This window comes from Roseibium sp. MB-4 (assembly GCF_053005265.1).
Genome location: NZ_JBRKQB010000001.1, coordinates 2,141,403 through 2,160,844, shown reverse-complemented (window position 1 = coordinate 2,160,844; position 19,442 = coordinate 2,141,403). Strand labels below are relative to the sequence as shown.

Here is a 19,442-nt window from a genome sequence, read left to right as displayed (position 1 = left end):
ACGACCAGGGCCTGCGAATTTAGTTCCGCATGTAGCGCTTCAACGCCGGTCCGGACTGAACCATGGTAGTTGCTTCTTCGCCCTGAACCGACTGAGGAAGAGGCGAAGCCTGGACGCAGGTGTTGCAGCCGCAGGCCGAATATCCTGGCCAGGCAGGAGGAGATTGGTTGGTCCAGGAGCCGATCCAGCCGCCTGCCGATTGGCACAGCGGGGTGCAGATGGACGGCGCCTGCGAGTTGTCGCCCGGAAAATCGGCGCTCTCCAAATCGCAATGGCCGCTGAAGTCGCCAAGGACGGCAGTTTGAACGGATCCGCCGAAACTATGAAAAGCAGTCCGGTCGGTCGTCGGCATGCTGACCAGTTCCGTTGTCTTCGCATTCAGGATGTCGGACATTTGCTGGTACAGCGGATCAACCGAGCTCAAGGCATTGAGCACACTGGTCCGCGCGGGGAAGAGATAGGACAGCTGCCCATTGGGAGGCGCGATGGCGTTCTGCATTGTCGCTTGTTTGGTCATGATGTTCGCAAGCACAAACGGCAGCGTTCCATTGTTGGCGAGGAACGGTGAGTTGCTGTTCACGCCAGCAACATCTGCGTAAAACATGTTCGGGGAGTTGGTGTTGTCGGTCCAGGGAAACGCACGGAGTTTCAGGTTCTGCCGGGTGGCATTCGACATCTGTGACATGCTTTCAGAAAAACCGATGGACGTCCGCCCATAGCCTTCACTGAAATATCCGGCCCGGACATACTGGTCCTCAACGCCCTGCAGCGGTGGTACGGCTCCGGTCAAGGCGTTGTAGTAGCTCGCGGTCTCCGCAATGCCAGCAAGAGATTGGACAATCGAGGGATCCAGTTGGGTCATTGATGGCCAGTTGCCGGTGTCGAGATACCCCTTGACCATGTAATTGACGCCGATGGTCGTCTTGCCGGACATGTTCATCATGGCGCCCGACATGCCGAAAGGCACGGGGCTGATATAGATCCCGGCCGAATTGACGGTCTCGAAGTCCGATAGGGTGGTCACACCCGCCATGCCCGAATCGCCGTTTCGGTAGAACATGATGTTCGTACAGCCCAGCATGGGCAGGGCGTACATGTCGTTGTTGGGAAGCTTCAAGGCTGTGTCGGCGTAAGGCACGAAGTCTGTCGGATTGCTAATTTGCGCCGCCGGGATCTGGGTTGTTTGGGTCTTCCAGTATTCCAGATACATTGCGTCATAGACAAAGACGTCGATCGGCGTCTGTTTGCCGCTGCCATTGGTATAGACCGGATTGGAATCGTACCCGCCGTCCCAGACATTCTCATCTGCAATCAGATAGAGCTTCTCCGTTTGCCCCGCTGACTGCCACGCCGAACAGATGGCGGACGTGAACGCGCCCATGTCCGGGACATATGGATAGACCGCCGCGGAGATACAGGTTTCACCATCTGTGCAGATCGCATCGCAGTTCTGCGCCGACGCTGCGGTCGAAAACAATGCGCCGATGACCAGTGCACTTTTCAATATGACGATATTGCGGAATTGCTGATGCATGACTTCACCTCCAGGCAGTCTCGGTGGAGGGAGTGTCTCACGATGCCGTAACGTTATGCAACTTATAATTTAGTAAATAAGAATTACTCGCTATACCGTGTGGAGCCAACAAAAAACGCGGCCCCGAACAGAGCCGCGTTCCAAAATTTGGGCTGACGGTATCCTTACTCGGCTTCGTCCGCAGAGGCTGCGTTCAGCATGCCGTAGCGCTCAACGCCGATTTTCTCCAGAAGCTCAAGCTGGGTTTCGAGGAAGTCGATGTGGCCTTCCTCGTCCTTCAGAAGTTCTTCGAAAATCGCCATGGAGACGTAATCGCCTTCTTCCCGGCAGACTTCGCGTGATTTGGAGTAGGCGGTCCGGGCGTCGTATTCACCGGCAAGATCTGCTTCCAGAACTTCTTTGATGTCCTGGCCGATGCGCAGCGGCGCGACCTTTTGCATGTTCGGCAGGCCTTCCAGGAAGATGATCCGGTCAACCAGCTTGTCCGCATGTTCCATCTCTTCGATGGATTCCTCGCGTTCCTTTTTCGCCAGTTTCGCGTAACCCCAATCGGCCAGCATGCGGTAATGCAGCCAGTACTGGTTGATCGCGCCAAGCTCCAGGAACAGAGCCTCGTTCAAACAGGCAATAACCTTTTCATTCCCTTTCATGGCCGTCACTCCTTGTAGCCGAAATTTTCTGTACTTTAGAATTATTCTACACTAGGTGTCCAGTGTCTAAATCATGTTTTTTTTCAGAAATTTGCGAGCTTTTGAATGTAGGGAGAAGTATCTGACGCACTGTCCAAAATCGGTTGATTGCAAGGCGCTGGAACAGCCTGCCGCAAAAAAGCAAAAGGCGCAGCCGGTAAAGCTGCGCCTGTTGACTTACCAGAGGAGGGGTAAGACGCCGGTGGTATTAGGAGGCCGGCAGGATCACGCTGTCGATCACGTGGATGACGCCGTTGCTTGTTTCAATGTCGGCGGTGACAACGTTTGCTTCGTCGACTTTCACGCCGTCTGTTGCGTCAACTGCAATTGTGTCGCCCTGAACAGAGGCAACATCAGCTTTCTTGCCTGCGATATCGGAAGACATCACTTTGCCCGGGACCACGTGGTAGGTCAGAACAGCGACGAGCTTGTCCTTGTTTTCCGGCTTCAGCAGGTCTTCTACAGTGCCAGCCGGCAGTTTCGCGAAGGCTTCGTCGGTCGGAGCGAAAACAGTGAAGGGACCATCGCCTTTCAAGGTGTCGACCAGGTCAGCGGCCTGAACAGCGGCAACCAGTGTGTTGAAGGTGCCTGCGCCGACAGCAGTGTCAACAATGTCTTTCTCGGCAGCTTTCGCAGCGGAAAACGGCAGAACGAGAAGTAGAGCAACTGCGAGTTTCTGGATCAATTTCATGTAGATGACTCCCTTGCTTAGGTTCAAGCCAAAGATCAGCGTTCCCGGAAATGATGTTCCGAGGGGTTAAACTTGGATGCAGTCTTTGCTTGCAACGTGAACACTTACGGGAGGGGTGGGTAAACGGATGAGGAAAAAGTCTTTCCTGACTTTTCCAAGAAAAGACGTGATCTGATCGCTGTGTTGAAGCGTCACGTGCGCCCGCGACGCACGACCTATTCAGTCCAACGCCGCTGACAAAACCTTGCGCATGACTGTCGGCAAAGCTTCCTCGGAAAGCGTGTCCTGAGCTGACCACCAGCCGGAGTCGGTGCCAAGCGGATCGTTACCGGACATCTCTGCCCTGAAAACGGTCAGCTTCAAATGAAAATGGGTGAACGTGTGTTTCACCTCACCAACGCGCTTCTGCCAGTTCGCGGCAAAGGGCGCATGGGAGAGGCTGCTGTCGGTGTCAAAGTCTTCCGACCAGACAGAACCAGGCACTTCGGTCATCCCGCCGAGCAGTCCTTCCGGCGGACGGCGGCGCAGGAACACGGCACCGCTTGCTGCGTCGATGGCAACGAAGGCTGCTCCGTGCCGGGTCGGTTTTTTCGTCTTCGGGGCTTTCCGCGGCAGGGTTTCGGCCAGTCCTGCGCGGTGGCCTTCGCACTCTTCCCGCCAGGGGCACAACGCACAGGCGGGTTTTTTCGGTGTGCAGATGGTCGCGCCAAGATCCATCACAGCCTGCGCGAAGTCGCCGGGCCGGGCGTCCGGGGTCAGGTCCGCCATCACGGCTTTGATCTCCGGCTTGGCCGCGGGCAGAGGCGTCTCGATCAGTTTCAGGCGCGACAGGACACGTTCGACGTTGCCATCAACAACGGCGGCATGGCGGTCGAAGGCAATCGTGGCAATGGCCGCGGCCGTATAAGGGCCGATGCCCGGCAGCTTCAAGAGATCGTCTTCCGCATCCGGAAAGCGGCCGTCATACTCGCTGGCAACGAGGTCGGCGCATTTTTTCAAGTTCCGCGCCCTGGAATAATAGCCCAGCCCCGCCCAGGCTTTCATGACGTCTTCTTCATCTGCTGCGGCCAGATCCTTGACGGTCGGCCAGGTGCTGGTGAAGGTTTCGAAATAACTCTTCACGGCAGCAACTGTGGTTTGCTGCAGCATGACTTCCGACAGCCAGATGCGGTAGGGATCCGGCACTTCGCCAAGACGCCGGTTTTCCGGGCTCACCCGCCAGGGCAGAGTGCGCGCATGCCGGTCGTACCACTCCAGTAGACTTGATGATAGAAGACTTGGTGATGGATGGGTTTCAGCCATGGTTTGCTGCACGCCGGTATGCGCCAAGTTGCTGCTGATCAACGGTGATTTGCGTCTGGATAGCTTGGGGACAATTGCGGTGATAAGCCGGCGCCAAAACGTGTGTTAAAGTAATCGTCTTCATTTTGTCTTATTCTACTGGAACACAACAGACTTCGAAAAGCGCATCTGCGCGCCGCGTAAAAGGTCCGCGCAGGCGTCAGGAGGTAGGCCATAACCGCGTCGAAGGCAAATCGAAAGGGTGCAAAACTGCTGGCCGATTTGGTCGGCAAGGCGATGACCCCTGCCTGCAAGAAACGCGGCTTTGCGTCCATCGATATCATCGCGTCCTGGGCCGACATTGTCGGCGAGCGCTATGGCACCCGCGTCCAGCCGGACCGGCTCATCTGGCCGCGGCAACCGGAGCTTAGTGACCCGGAACGTCCGCCGCAACCTGCAACCCTCGTGGTTCATACAGATGGCCCCACTGCGCTGATGCTGTCTCACGACAGTCCGCAGGTGATTGAGCGGATCAACACATTTTATGGCTGGGCCGCCATTGGCCGCATCAAGATCCAGCAAAAGCCGGTCGCCGTGAAACGCGCCAGCACGCGCAAGGCGCTGCGGCCACTGACCCGGTCAGAAGAACAGCAGCTCGATGCGAAACTCGAGACGGTCGAAAACGATCGCCTTCGCGAAGCCTTGAAGAAGCTGGGCGCGCAAGTCATTGCCCGGAACGCCGGCACGGCCGCCTGATCGCTTCTAGCCCTCACGCGGCAATAACAACACTGTGATTTTGCCTGCCAATATGTCCACGCTGGTGCCACATTTGCCAAGCTGTGTTGACGTTGAGGGCCTGAAAAGGGCACATGGAACAACAATGGCACCGCAAGGTGCAGGACATCAATTTGTGACAGGACGATCTTCGTGACACAGACCCGCAGACAGTTTCTCAAAACCACCGCTTTGACCACGGCCGCGCTTGGGCTCGCATCTGCTGCGCCCGCATGGGCTCAGTCGGTCGACGAAGACGAGCTCCTGAAGCCGGGTCCGCTGGGGGACAAAATCCTGGGCGATGAGGCCGCACCGGTCACGATCATCGAATATGCGTCCATGACCTGTGGACACTGCGCTAATTTCCACAAGCGCACCTGGCCGGATCTGAAGAAAGACTACATCGAGACTGGCAAGGTCCGCTTTATTTTCCGGGAGTTTCCGCTCGACCCGGTTGCCTCGGCGGCATTCATGCTGGCCCGCTGCGCGCCGCAGGAAAAATACTTCGACATTGTGGACATCATGTTCGAAGAACAGCGCGCCTGGGCGTTCACCGACAACCCGTACCAATCCCTGCTCGACTTTTCCAAACAGATCGGCTTTACACAGGAGTCCTTTGAGGAATGCTTGACAAACCAGGGTTTGCTTGACGCAGTAAACGCTGTGCGTGAGCGCGGGGCGAACGAGTTTGGGGTGAACTCAACGCCGACATTCTTCATCAACGGCGAAAAGCACTCGGGGGCGCTTTCGATTGAAGAGATGGGCAAGATCATCGAGGAAAACCTCTGATCCTGCAGCAGGGCTGCGGGCCACGCGCCTGCATCTGCAATCTGATATGACTTTGTCGGCGTCCGGACCGGAGAGGTGCGGGCGCCGATGAGGTTTTCAAAGCTCCGTATCGCCGGGTTCAAATCCTTTGTCGAGCCGATGGAATTCATCATCGGCAACGGCTTGACCGGGGTTGTCGGTCCCAACGGCTGCGGCAAATCCAATCTCGTGGAAGCCCTTCGATGGGTGATGGGCGAGAACTCCTATAAGAATATGCGCGCGTCCGGTATGGATGACGTGATCTTTTCCGGAAGCCTCAATCGCCCGGCACGCAACACCGCGGAAGTGACGCTGTTTCTGGAAAACAACGATCGCACGGCCCCGACCGCCTTTAATGATGCCGATCTTCTGGAAGTTAGCCGCCGCATTGAGCGGGAACAGGGCTCCAACTACAAAATCAATGCCAAGGATGTCCGTGCCCGCGACGTCCAGCTCCTGTTTGCGGATGCCTCCACGGGTGCGCGCTCACCCGCGATGGTCCGGCAGGGACAAATTGGCGAGCTGATCGCCGCAAAACCGACATCGCGCCGCAAGATCCTGGAAGAAGCGGCCGGGATTTCCGGCCTTCATTCGCGACGCCATGAAGCGGAAATCCGCCTGCGCGGGGCCGAACAGAACCTTGAACGCCTGGTAGACGTGCTGGTGCAGATCGACAGCCAGCTCGACAATCTGAAACGCCAATCGCGTCAGGCCTCGCGCTACCGCAATCTGTCATCGGAGATCCGCGGTGCCGAAGCTGCCATTCTTTATATCCGGTGGACAGAAGCCCGGGATGCCCTGAGCTCGGCTGAAAAACAGTTCACTGAGGCGCAAAGCCAGGTCAACGAAGCGACCGGCCTGCAGGCGGAAAGTGCGCGCATTCAGGCAATCGCCGCGCACAAGTTGCCTGAGCTTCGGGAGGACGCGGCAAAAGCCGGAGCTGCCCTGCAAAGGCTGGTGATCGCGCGCAATGATTTGGACGCCGAGGAACGGCGGATCAAGGAACGTTTGCAGGATCTGGAACGCCGCCTGGTGCAGTTGGCCGAGGATATCCGCCGCGAACAGTCCATGGTCTCGGAAAACGACGAAGTTCTGGAACGCTTGGCAGAAGAGCGCGCCGAACTTCTGGAAGAAAACGAGATGGTTCAGGACCGCACCGAAGCGGCCCGGGAAAAGGTGGCCGAGGCCGAAGACATCGTGCGCGGCAAGGAGGCAATGCTCTCCGAGCTGACGGCGGCGGAAGCGCGGGCAACGGCGGAACGCCAGCAGCTGGAACGCGCCGTTGCCGAAAGCCGCCAGCGGGCGGACCGGCTGATGTCGCAGGCACAGGAAGCTCAAACGGCGCTCGGTGCTCTCATCGCGCGCATGGATGAACAAGATGGTGTGGCGGAGCACCGTGGAACGCTAGAACTTGCAAGCGAAGAACTCGCCGAGGCTGAAGCGGCCGTCGAAGAAGCAGAAGCTGCCACCGCAACAGCACGGGATCAGGAGCAGGCCGCGCGGTCCCCCTTGAGCGATGCCAAAGCTTTGCTGCAAGGCCTTCAGACAGAAGCCCGGACCCTTGAACAGGTATTGAACGTGCACAGCGAGGCGGATCACACGCCGGTCGTTGAGCAAATCACCGTTGAGACCGGATACGAGACAGCGCTGGGCGCAGCGCTCGGCGAAGATCTGGATGCCTCCCTTGATGAGGCCGCTGCGGTCCGCTGGGGCAATGCGCTCGGAACGGACGGGGATCCGGCTCTACCTCGAGGTGCCAAACCGCTGCTGGATGTCGTAACCGCGCCCAAAGAACTCCACCGCCGATTGTCTCAGATCGGTTTGGTGTCCCAGGAAGACGGCCCACTCCTGCGATCTGATCTGAAACCCGGTCAGCGCTTGGTGAGCAGGGAAGGGGATCTCTGGCGTTGGGACGGGTTTATCGTTGCGGCCAATGCACCAACCCCGGCAGCTCAACGGTTGGCGCAGAAGAATCGCCTGGCCGAATTGGATGACGAAATCGAGACCGCGCGTCAGGCCGTCGAACGTCACCAGCTGGATCTGGAAGCCGCTGCGAGCCGGGTCCGGCAGTCCGTGGAACTGGAACAAACCGCCCGGGGCAAGGTCCGGGATGGTCAGCGGCAGGTCACCGCGGCGCGCGAAGCGTTGGCCGCTGCGGAGCGGTCCGTTGCGCAGCTGGCGTCTCAGAAGGCGGCCGCGGAAGACCGGGCTCAGCGCCTGAATGAAGAAGCAGAAGAAGCGCGGGCCTACTTGGAAGAAGCACAGGAACAATTGGAAGCAGCTGCTGAGGCAATCGGCTACGCCGACCAAATCCGGGATCTGCAAACGGAGGTCTCCTCTGCGCGGACAGCACTTGCAGAAGCGCGGGCGGTCTCGGAAGGTCTCTCCCGGGAACAACAGATGCGCGACCGGCGCCTGGAGGCGATCGCCCGGGAATATGACAGCTGGAAGTCCCGCGCGGCCAATGCGACCCAGCAGATCGCTGTCCTGAGCGAACGTCGCGATGAGGCGGAAGAAGAGCGGGCTGAGCTGATCGAGGCACCCGAAGACATCGAGATCAAACGCCGGGAGCTGTTTTCCGCGATCGCAAAAGCCGAAGACGCCAAGAAGGAAAAGGACGATCAGCTCAGCCAGGCCGAGCTGGATCTGGCCGATGTCGACCGGGCCGCAAAACTGGCTATGGAAGGCCTGGCCGGGGCGCGCGAGCAAAAGATTCGCGCCGAAGAACGCCTTGATGCGGCACGGGAGCGGAAAGACACCCTGGAGCGGCGGATCGACGAGGACCTCGAAGTGCCGGTCGTGGCTCTACCGGAAATCGCCGGTCTGAAGGAAGGCGCGCCATTGCCAGATCCGGAGACGATGGAGAAGAAACTGGACCGTCTCAAGGCCGAACGCGAACGTTTGGGCGGGGTCAACCTGCGCGCAGAAGAAGAATTGCGCGAAATGGACGAGCAAAAGACCACGCTGACGTCTGAGCGGGATGATTTGATTGAGGCAATTCGTCGCTTGCGGACCGGGATCTCAAATTTGAACCGCGAGGCCCGGGAGCGCTTGCTGGCTTCTTTCGAGGTGGTCAACGGTCACTTCCAGCGTTTGTTCACGCACCTCTTCGGCGGCGGCACGGCGGAACTACAGCTGGTCGATTCGGACGATCCGCTGGATGCCGGCCTTGAGATCATTGCACGGCCTCCGGGCAAGAAGCCGCAGACCATGACCTTGCTGTCGGGCGGTGAACAGGCGCTCACCGCCATGTCATTGATTTTCGCAGTTTTTTTGACAAATCCAGCGCCGATTTGCGTGCTTGATGAGGTCGACGCACCACTCGATGATGCCAATGTGGAGCGCTATTGCGATCTCCTGGATGAGATGGCGCGCAATACAGATACCCGTTTTGTGGTGATCACCCATAACCCGATCACCATGGCTCGCATGAACCGTTTGTTCGGTGTCACAATGGCGGAACGAGGTGTCTCGCAGCTTGTTTCGGTGGATTTGGAGACTGCGGAACGATTCCGCGAAAGTGCCTAATTTTCAGCCGAACCGCGCTCCTTCGTAAGTTTCCCGTAAGACTTAGGTCATGGAAAATGTGAAGAAGGGCGAATTTGTGTTATAAATCAGATAAATAGCGGAAATCTTAGTGTTCTTGACAGGGCAAGGGCCCCCGACTATGGTGCGCGCGGCTTGAGGGGGTGTCCAAAGGCTGGGTCTCACGGCTTGACGGGGGCGGGGAACAACATGAGTGGCTCTTCGCAGAACGGCAATTCAGATGATCTGGACAAGGGTGCCTCCGAGGCGGATCTGTCGGAACGGCGGGACCGTCTGAACCGGAAGCTGGACGGCCAGCGCAAAGCTGAAGAAGCAGAGCGCGCGGCCAAGAAGAGCGACAATTCCGGCTACGCACAGGCAATGAAGCTCTCGTCTGAGTTCATTTCTGGTGTGGTTGTTGGAGGCGGTTTGGGATGGTTCGTTGACCAATGGTTTGGGACAAAGCCCTTTGGGTTGATCATGTTCCTGCTGATTGGTTTCGCGGCGGGCGTTTTGAACGTGATGAGGGCTGCCGGGCGTATCGCCGAGCCAGGTCAACGGTACAAACGCGAGAGTTCTGACGACGGCGGGTCCAACTGAAGTTGTGCATCTGGGCGCCTCGCGCACCCACGAATAGAAATGATTTGAGCGAAGAAGGCTGACCGGTGGCGAACGATCCGATCTCGCAGTTCAAAATCCAGACCCTGTTTCCGATTGAAGTCGGCGGAATGGATTTCTCTTTCACCAACTCTTCGCTGTTTATGGTTGCGACCGTAGCAGCAGCTTCTGCCTTCCTGATCTTCTCCACGTCCGGCCGCGGCCTTGTGCCGAGCCGCGTGCAGTCGGTCTCGGAAATGGCTTATGAGTTTGTTGCAGGCATGCTGCGAAGCTCGGCGGGCACGGAAGGCATGCGGTTCTTCCCGCTTGTGTTCTCGCTCTTCATGTTCGTCCTTGTGGCAAACCTCTTCGGCATGTTCCCGTACTTCTTCACGGTAACCAGCCATATCATCGTAACGTTTGCGCTTGCGATGCTCGTGTTTCTGACTGTCACGATCTACGGCATCATGAAGCACGGAACCAAGTTCTTCCACCTGTTCGCACCATCAGGCGTTCCGCCGGTGTTGCTTTTGATCGTTGCACCGATTGAGGTTGTTTCCTTCCTCTCGCGTCCGATCAGCCTGTCCGTCCGTCTGTTCGCAAACATGCTGGCCGGTCACATCACCCTCAAAGTTTTCGCCGGGTTTATCGTGTCCATGAGCGCCGCTGGCGGCGTGGGCATCGTCGGCGCAATCCTTCCGCTGAGTATGACAGTCGCGATCACCGCGCTGGAGTTCCTCGTCTCGTTCCTGCAGGCCTACGTCTTCACGGTCCTGACCTGCATGTACCTCAACGACGCCCTTCATCCGTCACACTAAGCGAAACGTCTCATGCGGCGGCCCAACCCGGGTCGCTGCCTGAAGAAATCTGAAATCTGCAAAACACTACTTAGGAGCACGTGTCATGGAAGCAGAAGCAGCAAAATACATCGGCGCTGGTATCGCATGCCTCGGCATGGGTGGTGCAGCGATCGCACTCGGCACCATCTTCGGTAACTACCTGAATGGCGCTCTGCGCAACCCGACTGCAGCTGATGGCCAGTTCGGCCGTCTGGTTTTCGGCTTCGCCGTTACCGAAGCTCTGGGCATCTTCTCCCTGCTCATCGCTCTTCTCCTGCTCTTCGCTGTCTAATTCTCTTTCGTTTCAGAGAGTTTTGACGCGACTCCGGGGGCGGCGTCTGCGCCGCCCAACCGGATTTTGGAGATAGGATATGGCAGGCAACGCCGAACATAATACGGAACTCGGAATTCCGGCTGAAGAGCACGGTGCCGGCTTCCCGCCGTTCGACGCAACGACCTATTCTTCGCAGCTCCTGTGGCTGGCCATCACTTTTGGCTTTTTCTACTGGATCATGAAGAACGTCGCTGTGCCTCGGATTGCAGGCATCCTGGAAGACCGCAAGGACCGCATTGCCGGTGACCTCGGCGAGGCCAACCGCCTCAAAGATGAAACCGACGCGGCGATCGCGGCTTACGAACAGGCACTTGCTGAAGCGCGCAACAAGGCACACGGGATCGCAAGCGATACCCGCGCCAAGTTGAAGGCGGATCAGGAAGCCCGCCGGGAAAAAGCCGAAGCGGATATTGCCGAGAAGCTGAAAGCAGCTGAAGCTCATATCGCCGGTATCAAGACCGAAGCGCTGTCCCAGATTGGTGACATTGCCGGAGACACCACGTCTGCGCTCGTTGAGCAGCTGATGGGCAAGGCTCCGACAAAAACCGATCTGACCAAAGCGCTCAAGTCGGCGATGAACTGAGGAGACCGTCATGGACGCATCATTTTGGGCCCTGGTCGGTCTCGTTCTCTTCTTCGTCCTGATTGCCTACCTCAAGGTACCGGGCATGATCGGCGGAGCGCTGGACAAGCGCGCTGACGACATCAAGAAGGAACTGGAAGAAGCACGCAAGATGCGTGAAGAAGCCCAGGAACTTCTGTCTGAGTATCAGCGCAAGCGTCACGAAGCTGAAAGCGAAGCCGAAGCAATCGTTGCGGAAGCCAACGCTGAAGCCGAGCGCCTGACCGTTGAGACGAACCAGGCACTGGAAGAGATGATCGCTCGCCGTTCCAAGGCAGCGGAAGAGAAAATCGCTCAGGCCGAGACGCAGGCAATCGCCGAAGTCCGTGCCAAGGCTGCTGACATCGCTGTCGCGGCCGCTGAGGAAATTCTCTCCGCCAAAGTCAAGGACAAGGTAGCAGACGACATTCTCGCCAAGAGCATCACTCAGGTGAAGGAACGGCTGAACTAATCTTCAGCACATCCGGAAACAGTTCTGAAAAGCGGCCTTAGTGGGCCGCTTTTTGTTTGTCTGCGTCAGTCGAATGAAATTCTATCCGCGTTTTTATTCGCGATCTCTGCGAAGGCAGGGATCCAGTAATCCGAGCCGGTACGCTTAGTTTCACTTATGGGCATAAGTGGCTCCTGGGCCCCTGCGTTCGCAGGAGCGGCCGGGGTGTTTGAGCTTGCTGGCTGAACTATCTCAAGGAGACCCCTAAGCCCGTTCCTTCTCCATGACCACCAACGGTGTCCGGCCGTTTTCCATCATTTCGCCGGTCACCTGATAGCCGAGGCTTTCATAAAGCCGGATGTTGCCCGAACTCAGCTTGCCGGTAATCAGACGGTAGGAACCAGCGGAGGGAAACTTCTCTTCCGCTGCAATGAAGAGCTGCCGGCCGATACCCCGTCCTTGATGTTCGGGTGCCACAAACAGTCGGCCGATATGACATGTGTCGTCCTCAGCGCGGGCTCGAACCGATCCGATGATGTCAGATCCCTGCCGGGCGACAAGAAAAACATGCGTGGTAAAAGCCGATTCTGTGTCGGCGAGGGCCTCAACCATAGGGGCGATCTGCATATCACCGTTTAGCGCTGCTTCTTTGTGAAAGGCGATTTTCTGAAGTTCGAGGATTTGTTGCGCATCGCTTTTGTCTGCGACTGTGATTTCGACGTCCATTTCCCTCTCGCCGGATTGTGATCTCAAAATTTTCTGATGCGTCGTGATTCGATAGGATTGGCCACTCAAGCCATCCTCATCGGAATACGTCGCCTAAGGCAATTCACTTGAGGTGATACCAAGCAAGGCGCCGGTCATGCAATGCCACCGCGGTCCAGTCGGCGGGGTTGATTGGGGTTTTCAGGAAAGGCGCCGCCATGAAGTCGTCTCATCGAGTTTTCGCACATCTCCTTATCGCAGCGCTTATACCGTTGTTGTCACTTGTTGGCAGCGGATTTGCCCAAGCCCAGGAGCGCGCGCCCCTTCCAGACTACGTGATTGAAAAATTCGGCACCCCTCCCGCGATACCGGATGGCCCGCTGTCCGAAGATCTGAAACGGGCCGTGAAAATGGCGCTTGTAGACCCGGTGACCCATGCAGGTTGGGGACGGGACCAAAGCCTATCGCTCGCCGAAGTCGCTGCATCCAAAGACCCGCGCCTTGTCTGGATCATCAGTGATTTGATGCGGTTTGCCACCGGCCCGCAGCTGAACCAGGCCTTGAGCGAAGCCGCGTCCGAACTGCTGGGCAAACAGATCCCGCTGCGCAACAGTTGGGGCGTGGTGACCGGTCATCTCATGGCCTGGGATATTCCCGCACCGCCCGATTATCTTGCTTCCAAGCGCGAGATCTTCACAACGATCGTACCCGGCTGGGACCGGATCTTTGTCGAGGGCGATATTGATTGGCGGATGGTGTCCTGGGGCGGGGTCTTGATCGATGACCGCCCGTATGACCAGACCGACAATCAGTGCAACTGCATTCCGGCCGTGGACAATCCGGAAGTCAGCAGCGCTGAAGACGCAACCTGGCTCAAGGACAGCGATATCGTTTTCGGGATCGGTGTGAACGGAGACTACCGCGCCTATCCAAGACGGATCATGGAAGTGCGCGAGATGGTGAATGACACCCTTGGCGGCCGGACACTGGGTATTCCCTATTGCACCTTATGTGGCGCTGCGCAGGCCTATCTGACGGATGAGCTGCCGGAGGGAATTGAGCGGCCAGTCCTGAGAACCTCCGGGCTGCTCATTCGGTCCAACAAGGTGATGTATGACGTCAACACCTACTCGGTCTTCGACACTTTCCTTGGCACCGCGGTGACTGGCCCGCTTGCGGAGAAAAACCTGAAGCTAAAACAGGTCAGCGTCGTCACGACCGATTGGGGTACGTGGAAGAAGGCGCATCCGGAAACAACCGTGTTGGTGGAAGCGCTTGCGCTTGGCCGGGACTTCGATTTCCGCAATGGCCGGGACGCCAATGGACCAATCTTCCCGATCGGTGATGTCGATCCCCGGCTGCCCGTGCATGAGGACATCATCGGGATTGTCACAGCATCCGGACAGCCGGTTGCTTTTCAGCGCAGCAAGGCCTTTGCCGCGCTCAAACAAGGGACCGAGCTCCGCGTTGAGAACGTTCGTCTGGAATTGGATGCCGGTGGTATTCGGGCCGTTGGCGAGGACGGAGCGGATCTCGGCAGCCATGCGGCGTTCTGGTTCGCGTGGTCGCAGTTTTACCCTAAAACAGATCTCTGGGACGGTTGACAAACCCTATCCGGGAACCCCATCGGCCAGCCGGACTGGTTTGAAACTCATCCGGTGGTGCGCCGTTGGCCCAAGGGTATCCAAGGCCGCTTGGTGTGCTGGAACGCCGTACCCCTTGTGCTGGGCAAAGCCGTAGCCGGGAAACTCGGGTTCCAAGGCGACCATCATGCGGTCCCGCAGCACCTTGGCAACGATGGAGGCTGCGGCGACACACAGACAGCGGCCATCGCCCTTGACCAGCGCCTGCCCAGGCTGCGTTAGGCCAGGTGGCACATCGCGGCCATCGATGAGCACATATTGCGGCACCTTCGGCAGCCCGTTCACCGCCCGCACCATGGCGCTCAGCGTCGCTGTCCGGATGTTCAGCCGATCAATGGTGGCAGGGGAGGCACTCGCCGCGCACACCCAGCTTGTTTTGAGGATTTCACCGAACAGGGATTCCCGTTTGGCCTCAGTCAGCTTTTTTGAATCGTTCAGTCCGGCCGGCACATTTGCATAGTCCAGGATAACCGCCGCCGTCACCACAGGACCCGCCCAAGGCCCGCGACCGGCCTCATCGACCCCGCACAGCAAACCGTCAAAGGATTTGGCGTGTTTTTTCTCGATTTTGAGGTCGGGACTGTCCGGGAAACTGAGGTCGAAAAGGGAGGACGTCTTGGTCATTGGGCCAAAATGCCGTTTGCCAAAACAAGGTGCAAGACCTGTTGGTGCCGTCCCGGCCCAGAGCCGGGACCACAGCGCACGTCAACAGGTCTCGGATCTCCGCTTTGCTGCGTCCGGGAGTGCATTTGGAGGGCAAACGCATTCACTTCACTGCGCTTTAAAACAAGTCCAGCTGCACGCCGCCTTTTTGCGGCTGGATAAAATGCTCGGTGGACAGCTTTTTCCTTCGCAAATTCAGGCCGAGCCGTTTGGCGGTGAGCGAGAAGCGTTTAGCGATCTGGTCGGCATAGGGGCCGCGCCCGCGCATGCGCTCGCCCCATTTGGCGTCATAGTCCTTGCCGCCGCGCATGGAGCGGATCAGGTTCATCACGTGGCGGTAGCGGTCCGGGCGTTCGCGCAAAAGCCAATCGCGAAAGAGCTCTGATACTTCCAGAGGCAGGCGCAGCAGAATAAAGGCCGCTTCGCTGGCCCCGTGCTCAGCGGCTGCCTCCAAAAGGGTCTCAATTTCACTGTCCGTCAGCGCAGGAATGATGGGGGCCATCATGACGGAGGTCGGAATGCCTGCATCGCTCAAGGCTTTGACCGCTGCAAGACGCTTGTGCGGCGCGGATGCGCGGGGTTCCATGGCGCGGCACAGCTTTTTGTCGAGCGTCGTAATCGACAAGGCCACCTTGACAAGGTTGCGCTCGGCCATTCGCGACAGAACGTCGATGTCCCGTGTCACGAGCGCCGATTTGGTGACGATGGCGACCGGGTGGCCGCAGGCCTCCAGCACTTCCAGGATCTCCGGCATCAGCTTGTAGCTGCGTTCCATCGGCTGGTAGGGATCGGTGTTGGTGCCGATGGCAATCACTTTTGGCTGGTATCCCGGCTTGGAGAGCTCCCGCTCAAGGAGCGCTGCGGCGTTGGGTTTGGCAAAAAGCCGGGTTTCAAAGTCCAGCCCGGGTGAGAGGCCCATAAACGCGTGGCTGGGCCTCGCAAAACAGTAGATGCAGCCATGCTCGCAGCCGCGATAAGGATTGATCGAGCGATCGAAGGAGATGTCCGGTGACTCGTTGCGGGTGATGATCGTCCGCGCGCGTTCTTCCTGCACCTCTGTCTTGAGAGGTGGCAATTGATCGAGGCTGTCCCAACCGTCGTCAAAGGCTTCTTTCGATAAGGGTTCGAACCGCCCCGAGCGGTTCGTTGCGGCCGCACGCCCCCGGCGCCGGTCGGCCGCCATATGGCTCAGATCCGCCGTATCGGGCGCCAATTGAGCAGAACCAGAAGAAATTGGGGGTGCAAGTGTCATAGACTGCCGACTCTTTATGAGAACAATACAAGAACATTATCTAGAATCGGGCGCCGAACAAGCCCCTTCTCTCGCACTTTCGAAAATTTCATGTCATAGAAAGGGTCATGATTAGTGTCATAATTCCGACTGAAAACGCAGAACTCGACCTTGTTCACGCACTGGCTGCCTTGGTACCGGCCGCTGCCGAGGGCGTTGTTCGGGAAGTTGTCGTTGTGGACGGCGGATCGACCGATAACACGGCGATGGTCGCCGATGCGGCAGGCTGCACGTTTGTGACGCGCAAAGGGCCCCGCAGCGAGCGCCTCGCACATGGCGCAAGTGTTGCCAAACGCGGCGACTGGCTGTTGTTCCTGCAGCCTGAAACTCTTCTGGAAAGCGGTTGGCATCACGAAGCGCAGGCGTTCATCGAGCGGGCGGGGCGCACTCCGAAAGGGCCAAAGACGGCTGCAGCTTTCCGCTTGCGGTACGAGGCTTTCGGGCTTGGTCCCAGATTGTCGGAAAAGGCAGCTTCTGTGCGCAGCCAGCTGCTTGGCATGCCCTACGGCAATCAGGGCCTTCTGATCTCCCGCCAGTTCTACGAAAAGCTTGGTGGCCACCGGCCGTTGCCGGAAATGGAAGATCTGGACCTTGCAAAACGCATCGGTCGCAGCCGGATGGTGTTTTTGCGCGCGGCAGCCGTATCCGCGGGTGAGCCGGGCGCAGCTGGCTATGCCACCGGCCTGCGTCAGGCTCTGGCGCGCTTTGCCGTCGGTGCCCTTCGTGTTCCAACAAGCCTTGCGGTCAAGCTGCACGGGTAATCGGCAGCCAGTGCAGTTCGCTTCAGACTTGCGAATTCCACTATAACATCGGCGCCGTCCCGGTCCCCGAACCGGGAGCGAAGATGCTTCGTGTTTGATCCCGGATCTCCGCGTTGCTTCGTACGGGAAGGCACCTCGATCGCGTTGCAGTTCTGATTACAGTGAAGCAAGGTTTCCTAACACAGTAGAAAGCAGACAAATGGTGCCATCCCTGCGAAAGCAGGGATCCAGTATTCTGCGGCCTAAGGTTTTTTCTGCGCTGGCGGTGGTGATTACTGGGGCCCCTGCCTGCGCAGGGGCGGCCACGTTGAAGAAGGGCTTTGGTCTGGGTAGACTTACGCCGCGTAGAGCGAACCGGTGCGGGTTTTCAGAAACGCATCCAGCGGAATGTCTTCCTGCTTCAGGAAACCGGTTGCCGGCAAGGCGCCGTCCCGGACCATCTCGATGACTGCAACGACAGAGGCTGATGTGGTCCAGGCAATCGCCGTGCGGATCTGGCCGCCGATCTCAATCGGCTTGTAAGCCCGCACGAATTCCTCCCGGCGCGGGCGGCCGTCGATGGTGCCTTCCGAGGCCACATGCACATAGACGACATCATTGTCGGTTGGTGGTTTGGCGTGCACCAGAATTTCTCCGGCTTCCTGACGGCGCTCACGCATGAGGAGCTCGTGGAAGAAGAAGTTCATCAGTTCGGCATGGCCAGGATAGCGCATGGTCTTGTAGTCGATGTTGGCGACCTTGCCCAAATAGGTCTCGCACATGGTGCCAAGTCCGCCGGAGGTGGTGAACGCCTCCAGCTTCATGCCGTCGATGTAGATCGTTTCCAGCCACTCCATCGGCGAGACCCACTTGCGTACGCCATCCTCGATCACCTCACAGTCGTTGAGGTACTCGTTAACGACCCCATCCGGGGACCAGTTGAAGGCATAGCCCATCAGCCCGGTCGGGTTTTGCGGCAGCGCGCCGACGCGCATCCGGCAAGACCGGCAGTCGTCGAAGTCGCCGATCTGTTTCGCGCCAACAATGCCAACAAACCCGGGCGCCAGACCGCATTGCGGGGCCATGAGACCCTTGGCGGTTTCGCTCATCTCGATGATCGCCTTGGTGGTTGGCACATCCTCCGTCAGATCAAAATAATGGATCCCGGTCGCATGAGCTGCCGTGGCCACACCGACATTGAGCTGATAGGGCAGGCAGGAGAGGACGGCATCGACGCCCTTGAACATCTGCAGTAGGCCATCATAGGCCTTCAAGTCTGCAGACTGTACAGAAAACGGCAGGTCTTCGCGGGGCGCATGCTGGTCATAGGCATGAACCTCGAAGCCGGAGTCGTGCAACAGCCGAGCCGCCAAAGCGCCGACCTTACCCAATCCGAGCACTGCTATTTTCTTCATGAATTCCCCCTTAGGTGATGACTGGTTTCCCCAGACAGGACCGGTTCAGTCACCACAACAATCGACATTCCGCTTCCCGCCAAGAAGCTGTTGGACCGCATTAAGCCTTGAGTCTGTGTCAACCAAAATGTCAAAAAATCTTACAAAACGGGAGTTTTATGGCAAAATGATAACTGGAGACGAGGCGCCGCCCCGGTCACGAGCCGGTTTCGTTTCGGCCCTGGTCCCGGATCTCCGTTGCACTGTGTCCGGGACAGCACATGGACGGGCCCTTGATGCTGGCCGAAGACAATAAATGAGAAGTAATCATGGATGACCTGGATCACCGCCTGCTTCATCTCTTGACGCGCGATGCCCGTGCTTCTGTCACGGATTTGGCGGCAGCGCTTGGGGTGTCGCGCGGCACAGTGCAAAACCGGATTGACCGTCTCTTGCACCAGAAGGTCATACACCGGTTCACCGTCGAGCTCGGGCAGTCGGAAGAAGATCACCAGATCAGCGCCTTCACATTGATCCGGTTGGCGGCGGACGATGGGCGGGCAACGCAAGCAGCACTTCGGCGGATCGATGCGATCACCGACATTCACACGCTCAGCGGTGCGTTTGATTTGGTCGCCGAGCTTCGTGTCCGCTCACTGAAGATCCTCGATCAGACTCTCGATCAAATCCGCGCCTTGCCGGAGGTGGCGGAAACCCAAAGTCACATCCGTTTGGCCTCCGCGGGTAAGCGCTAACCGTTACAGCCCAGAGTTAACTAGCTTGGCCATCCCTGCGTAGGCAGGGATCCAGTATTCTGGGGCCTTGCGGTTTTGTTCCACGCTGGCAGCGGTGATTGCTGGGCCCCTGCCTGCGCAGGGGCGGC

At 58.3% G+C, this 19,442-nt stretch carries 19 protein-coding genes; 11 read left to right on the top strand and 8 right to left on the bottom strand.

Annotated features, from left to right (window positions below; all coding sequences use genetic code 11):
• Nucleotides 1-19: 19 nt before the first annotated feature.
• The 4 genes from bcmE to mutY form a co-directional block, all read right to left on the bottom strand.
• Nucleotides 20-1,534: a thiamine pyridinylase gene (gene bcmE / locus ACVDG4_RS10005; RefSeq protein ID WP_447234934.1), complete on the bottom strand. Its 1,515-nt coding sequence runs from the start codon at nt 1,532-1,534 to the stop codon at nt 20-22.
• A gap of 164 nt (nt 1,535-1,698) precedes the next feature.
• Entirely contained in the window at nt 1,699-2,184 is a 486-nt protein-coding gene (gene bfr / locus ACVDG4_RS10000; protein WP_040451567.1) for a bacterioferritin, read from the bottom strand.
• A 247-nt stretch (nt 2,185-2,431) separates the two neighbouring features.
• On the bottom strand, nt 2,432-2,914 hold the full coding sequence (locus ACVDG4_RS09995) for a fasciclin domain-containing protein (RefSeq protein ID WP_133948286.1): 483 nt from the start codon (nt 2,912-2,914) through the stop codon (nt 2,432-2,434).
• A 219-nt stretch (nt 2,915-3,133) separates the two neighbouring features.
• Nucleotides 3,134-4,216: an A/G-specific adenine glycosylase gene (gene mutY / locus ACVDG4_RS09990; RefSeq protein ID WP_447234933.1), complete on the bottom strand. Its 1,083-nt coding sequence runs from the start codon at nt 4,214-4,216 to the stop codon at nt 3,134-3,136.
• A 261-nt stretch (nt 4,217-4,477) separates the two neighbouring features.
• Here mutY and ACVDG4_RS09985 point away from each other — a divergent pair, with 261 nt between their 5' ends.
• From ACVDG4_RS09985 to ACVDG4_RS09950, 8 genes are all read left to right on the top strand, one after another.
• Nucleotides 4,478-4,951 (top strand): DUF721 domain-containing protein, encoded by a 474-nt coding sequence (locus tag ACVDG4_RS09985; protein WP_228198200.1) that lies wholly within the window; start codon nt 4,478-4,480, stop codon nt 4,949-4,951.
• A gap of 171 nt (nt 4,952-5,122) precedes the next feature.
• Entirely contained in the window at nt 5,123-5,758 is a 636-nt protein-coding gene (locus ACVDG4_RS09980) for a thioredoxin domain-containing protein (RefSeq protein WP_209179416.1), read from the top strand.
• A gap of 87 nt (nt 5,759-5,845) precedes the next feature.
• Nucleotides 5,846-9,304, top strand: coding sequence for a chromosome segregation protein SMC (gene smc / locus ACVDG4_RS09975; RefSeq protein WP_447234932.1), 3,459 nt, complete (start codon nt 5,846-5,848; stop codon nt 9,302-9,304).
• Nucleotides 9,305-9,511: 207 nt separating this feature from the next.
• The gene (locus ACVDG4_RS09970; protein WP_447234931.1) at nt 9,512-9,901 is read left to right on the top strand and encodes an AtpZ/AtpI family protein; all 390 of its coding nucleotides are present in this window, start codon (nt 9,512-9,514) and stop codon (nt 9,899-9,901) included.
• Between the two features lie 65 nt (nt 9,902-9,966).
• Nucleotides 9,967-10,716 (top strand): F0F1 ATP synthase subunit A, encoded by a 750-nt coding sequence (locus ACVDG4_RS09965; protein ID WP_133948274.1) that lies wholly within the window; start codon nt 9,967-9,969, stop codon nt 10,714-10,716.
• Between the two features lie 85 nt (nt 10,717-10,801).
• Nucleotides 10,802-11,029: a F0F1 ATP synthase subunit C gene (locus ACVDG4_RS09960; protein ID WP_008191441.1), complete on the top strand. Its 228-nt coding sequence runs from the start codon at nt 10,802-10,804 to the stop codon at nt 11,027-11,029.
• A 79-nt stretch (nt 11,030-11,108) separates the two neighbouring features.
• Nucleotides 11,109-11,654, top strand: coding sequence for a F0F1 ATP synthase subunit B (locus ACVDG4_RS09955; RefSeq protein WP_133948272.1), 546 nt, complete (start codon nt 11,109-11,111; stop codon nt 11,652-11,654).
• A 10-nt stretch (nt 11,655-11,664) separates the two neighbouring features.
• Nucleotides 11,665-12,144, top strand: coding sequence for a F0F1 ATP synthase subunit B (locus tag ACVDG4_RS09950; protein WP_395174275.1), 480 nt, complete (start codon nt 11,665-11,667; stop codon nt 12,142-12,144).
• Nucleotides 12,145-12,387: 243 nt separating this feature from the next.
• On the opposite strand, the gene ACVDG4_RS09945 is transcribed toward ACVDG4_RS09950, so the two are convergent.
• Entirely contained in the window at nt 12,388-12,849 is a 462-nt protein-coding gene (locus ACVDG4_RS09945) for a GNAT family N-acetyltransferase (RefSeq protein ID WP_447234930.1), read from the bottom strand.
• Between the two features lie 197 nt (nt 12,850-13,046).
• Here ACVDG4_RS09945 and ACVDG4_RS09940 point away from each other — a divergent pair, with 197 nt between their 5' ends.
• On the top strand, nt 13,047-14,432 hold the full coding sequence (locus ACVDG4_RS09940) for a DUF3179 domain-containing (seleno)protein (RefSeq protein WP_447234929.1): 1,386 nt from the start codon (nt 13,047-13,049) through the stop codon (nt 14,430-14,432).
• Nucleotides 14,433-14,438: 6 nt separating this feature from the next.
• Here ACVDG4_RS09940 and rnhB read toward each other — a convergent pair whose 3' ends face one another.
• Complete coding sequence (gene rnhB, locus ACVDG4_RS09935) at nt 14,439-15,095, bottom strand: ribonuclease HII (RefSeq protein WP_447234928.1); 657 nt, start codon at nt 15,093-15,095, stop codon at nt 14,439-14,441.
• Between the two features lie 157 nt (nt 15,096-15,252).
• A complete protein-coding gene (locus ACVDG4_RS09930) occupies nt 15,253-16,317 on the bottom strand; it encodes a PA0069 family radical SAM protein (RefSeq protein ID WP_447235106.1) in 1,065 nt (354 codons plus the stop codon).
• 176 nt (nt 16,318-16,493) lie between these two features.
• On the opposite strand from ACVDG4_RS09930, the gene ACVDG4_RS09925 reads away from it, so the two are divergent.
• The gene (locus tag ACVDG4_RS09925) at nt 16,494-17,186 is read left to right on the top strand and encodes a glycosyltransferase (protein ID WP_209176796.1); all 693 of its coding nucleotides are present in this window, start codon (nt 16,494-16,496) and stop codon (nt 17,184-17,186) included.
• 335 nt (nt 17,187-17,521) lie between these two features.
• Here ACVDG4_RS09925 and ACVDG4_RS09920 read toward each other — a convergent pair whose 3' ends face one another.
• Entirely contained in the window at nt 17,522-18,580 is a 1,059-nt protein-coding gene (locus ACVDG4_RS09920; protein ID WP_306149947.1) for a saccharopine dehydrogenase family protein, read from the bottom strand.
• A 308-nt stretch (nt 18,581-18,888) separates the two neighbouring features.
• On the opposite strand from ACVDG4_RS09920, the gene ACVDG4_RS09915 reads away from it, so the two are divergent.
• Nucleotides 18,889-19,314, top strand: coding sequence for an Lrp/AsnC family transcriptional regulator (locus tag ACVDG4_RS09915; RefSeq protein WP_447234927.1), 426 nt, complete (start codon nt 18,889-18,891; stop codon nt 19,312-19,314).
• The last annotated feature ends 128 nt before the right edge of the window (nt 19,315-19,442 follow it).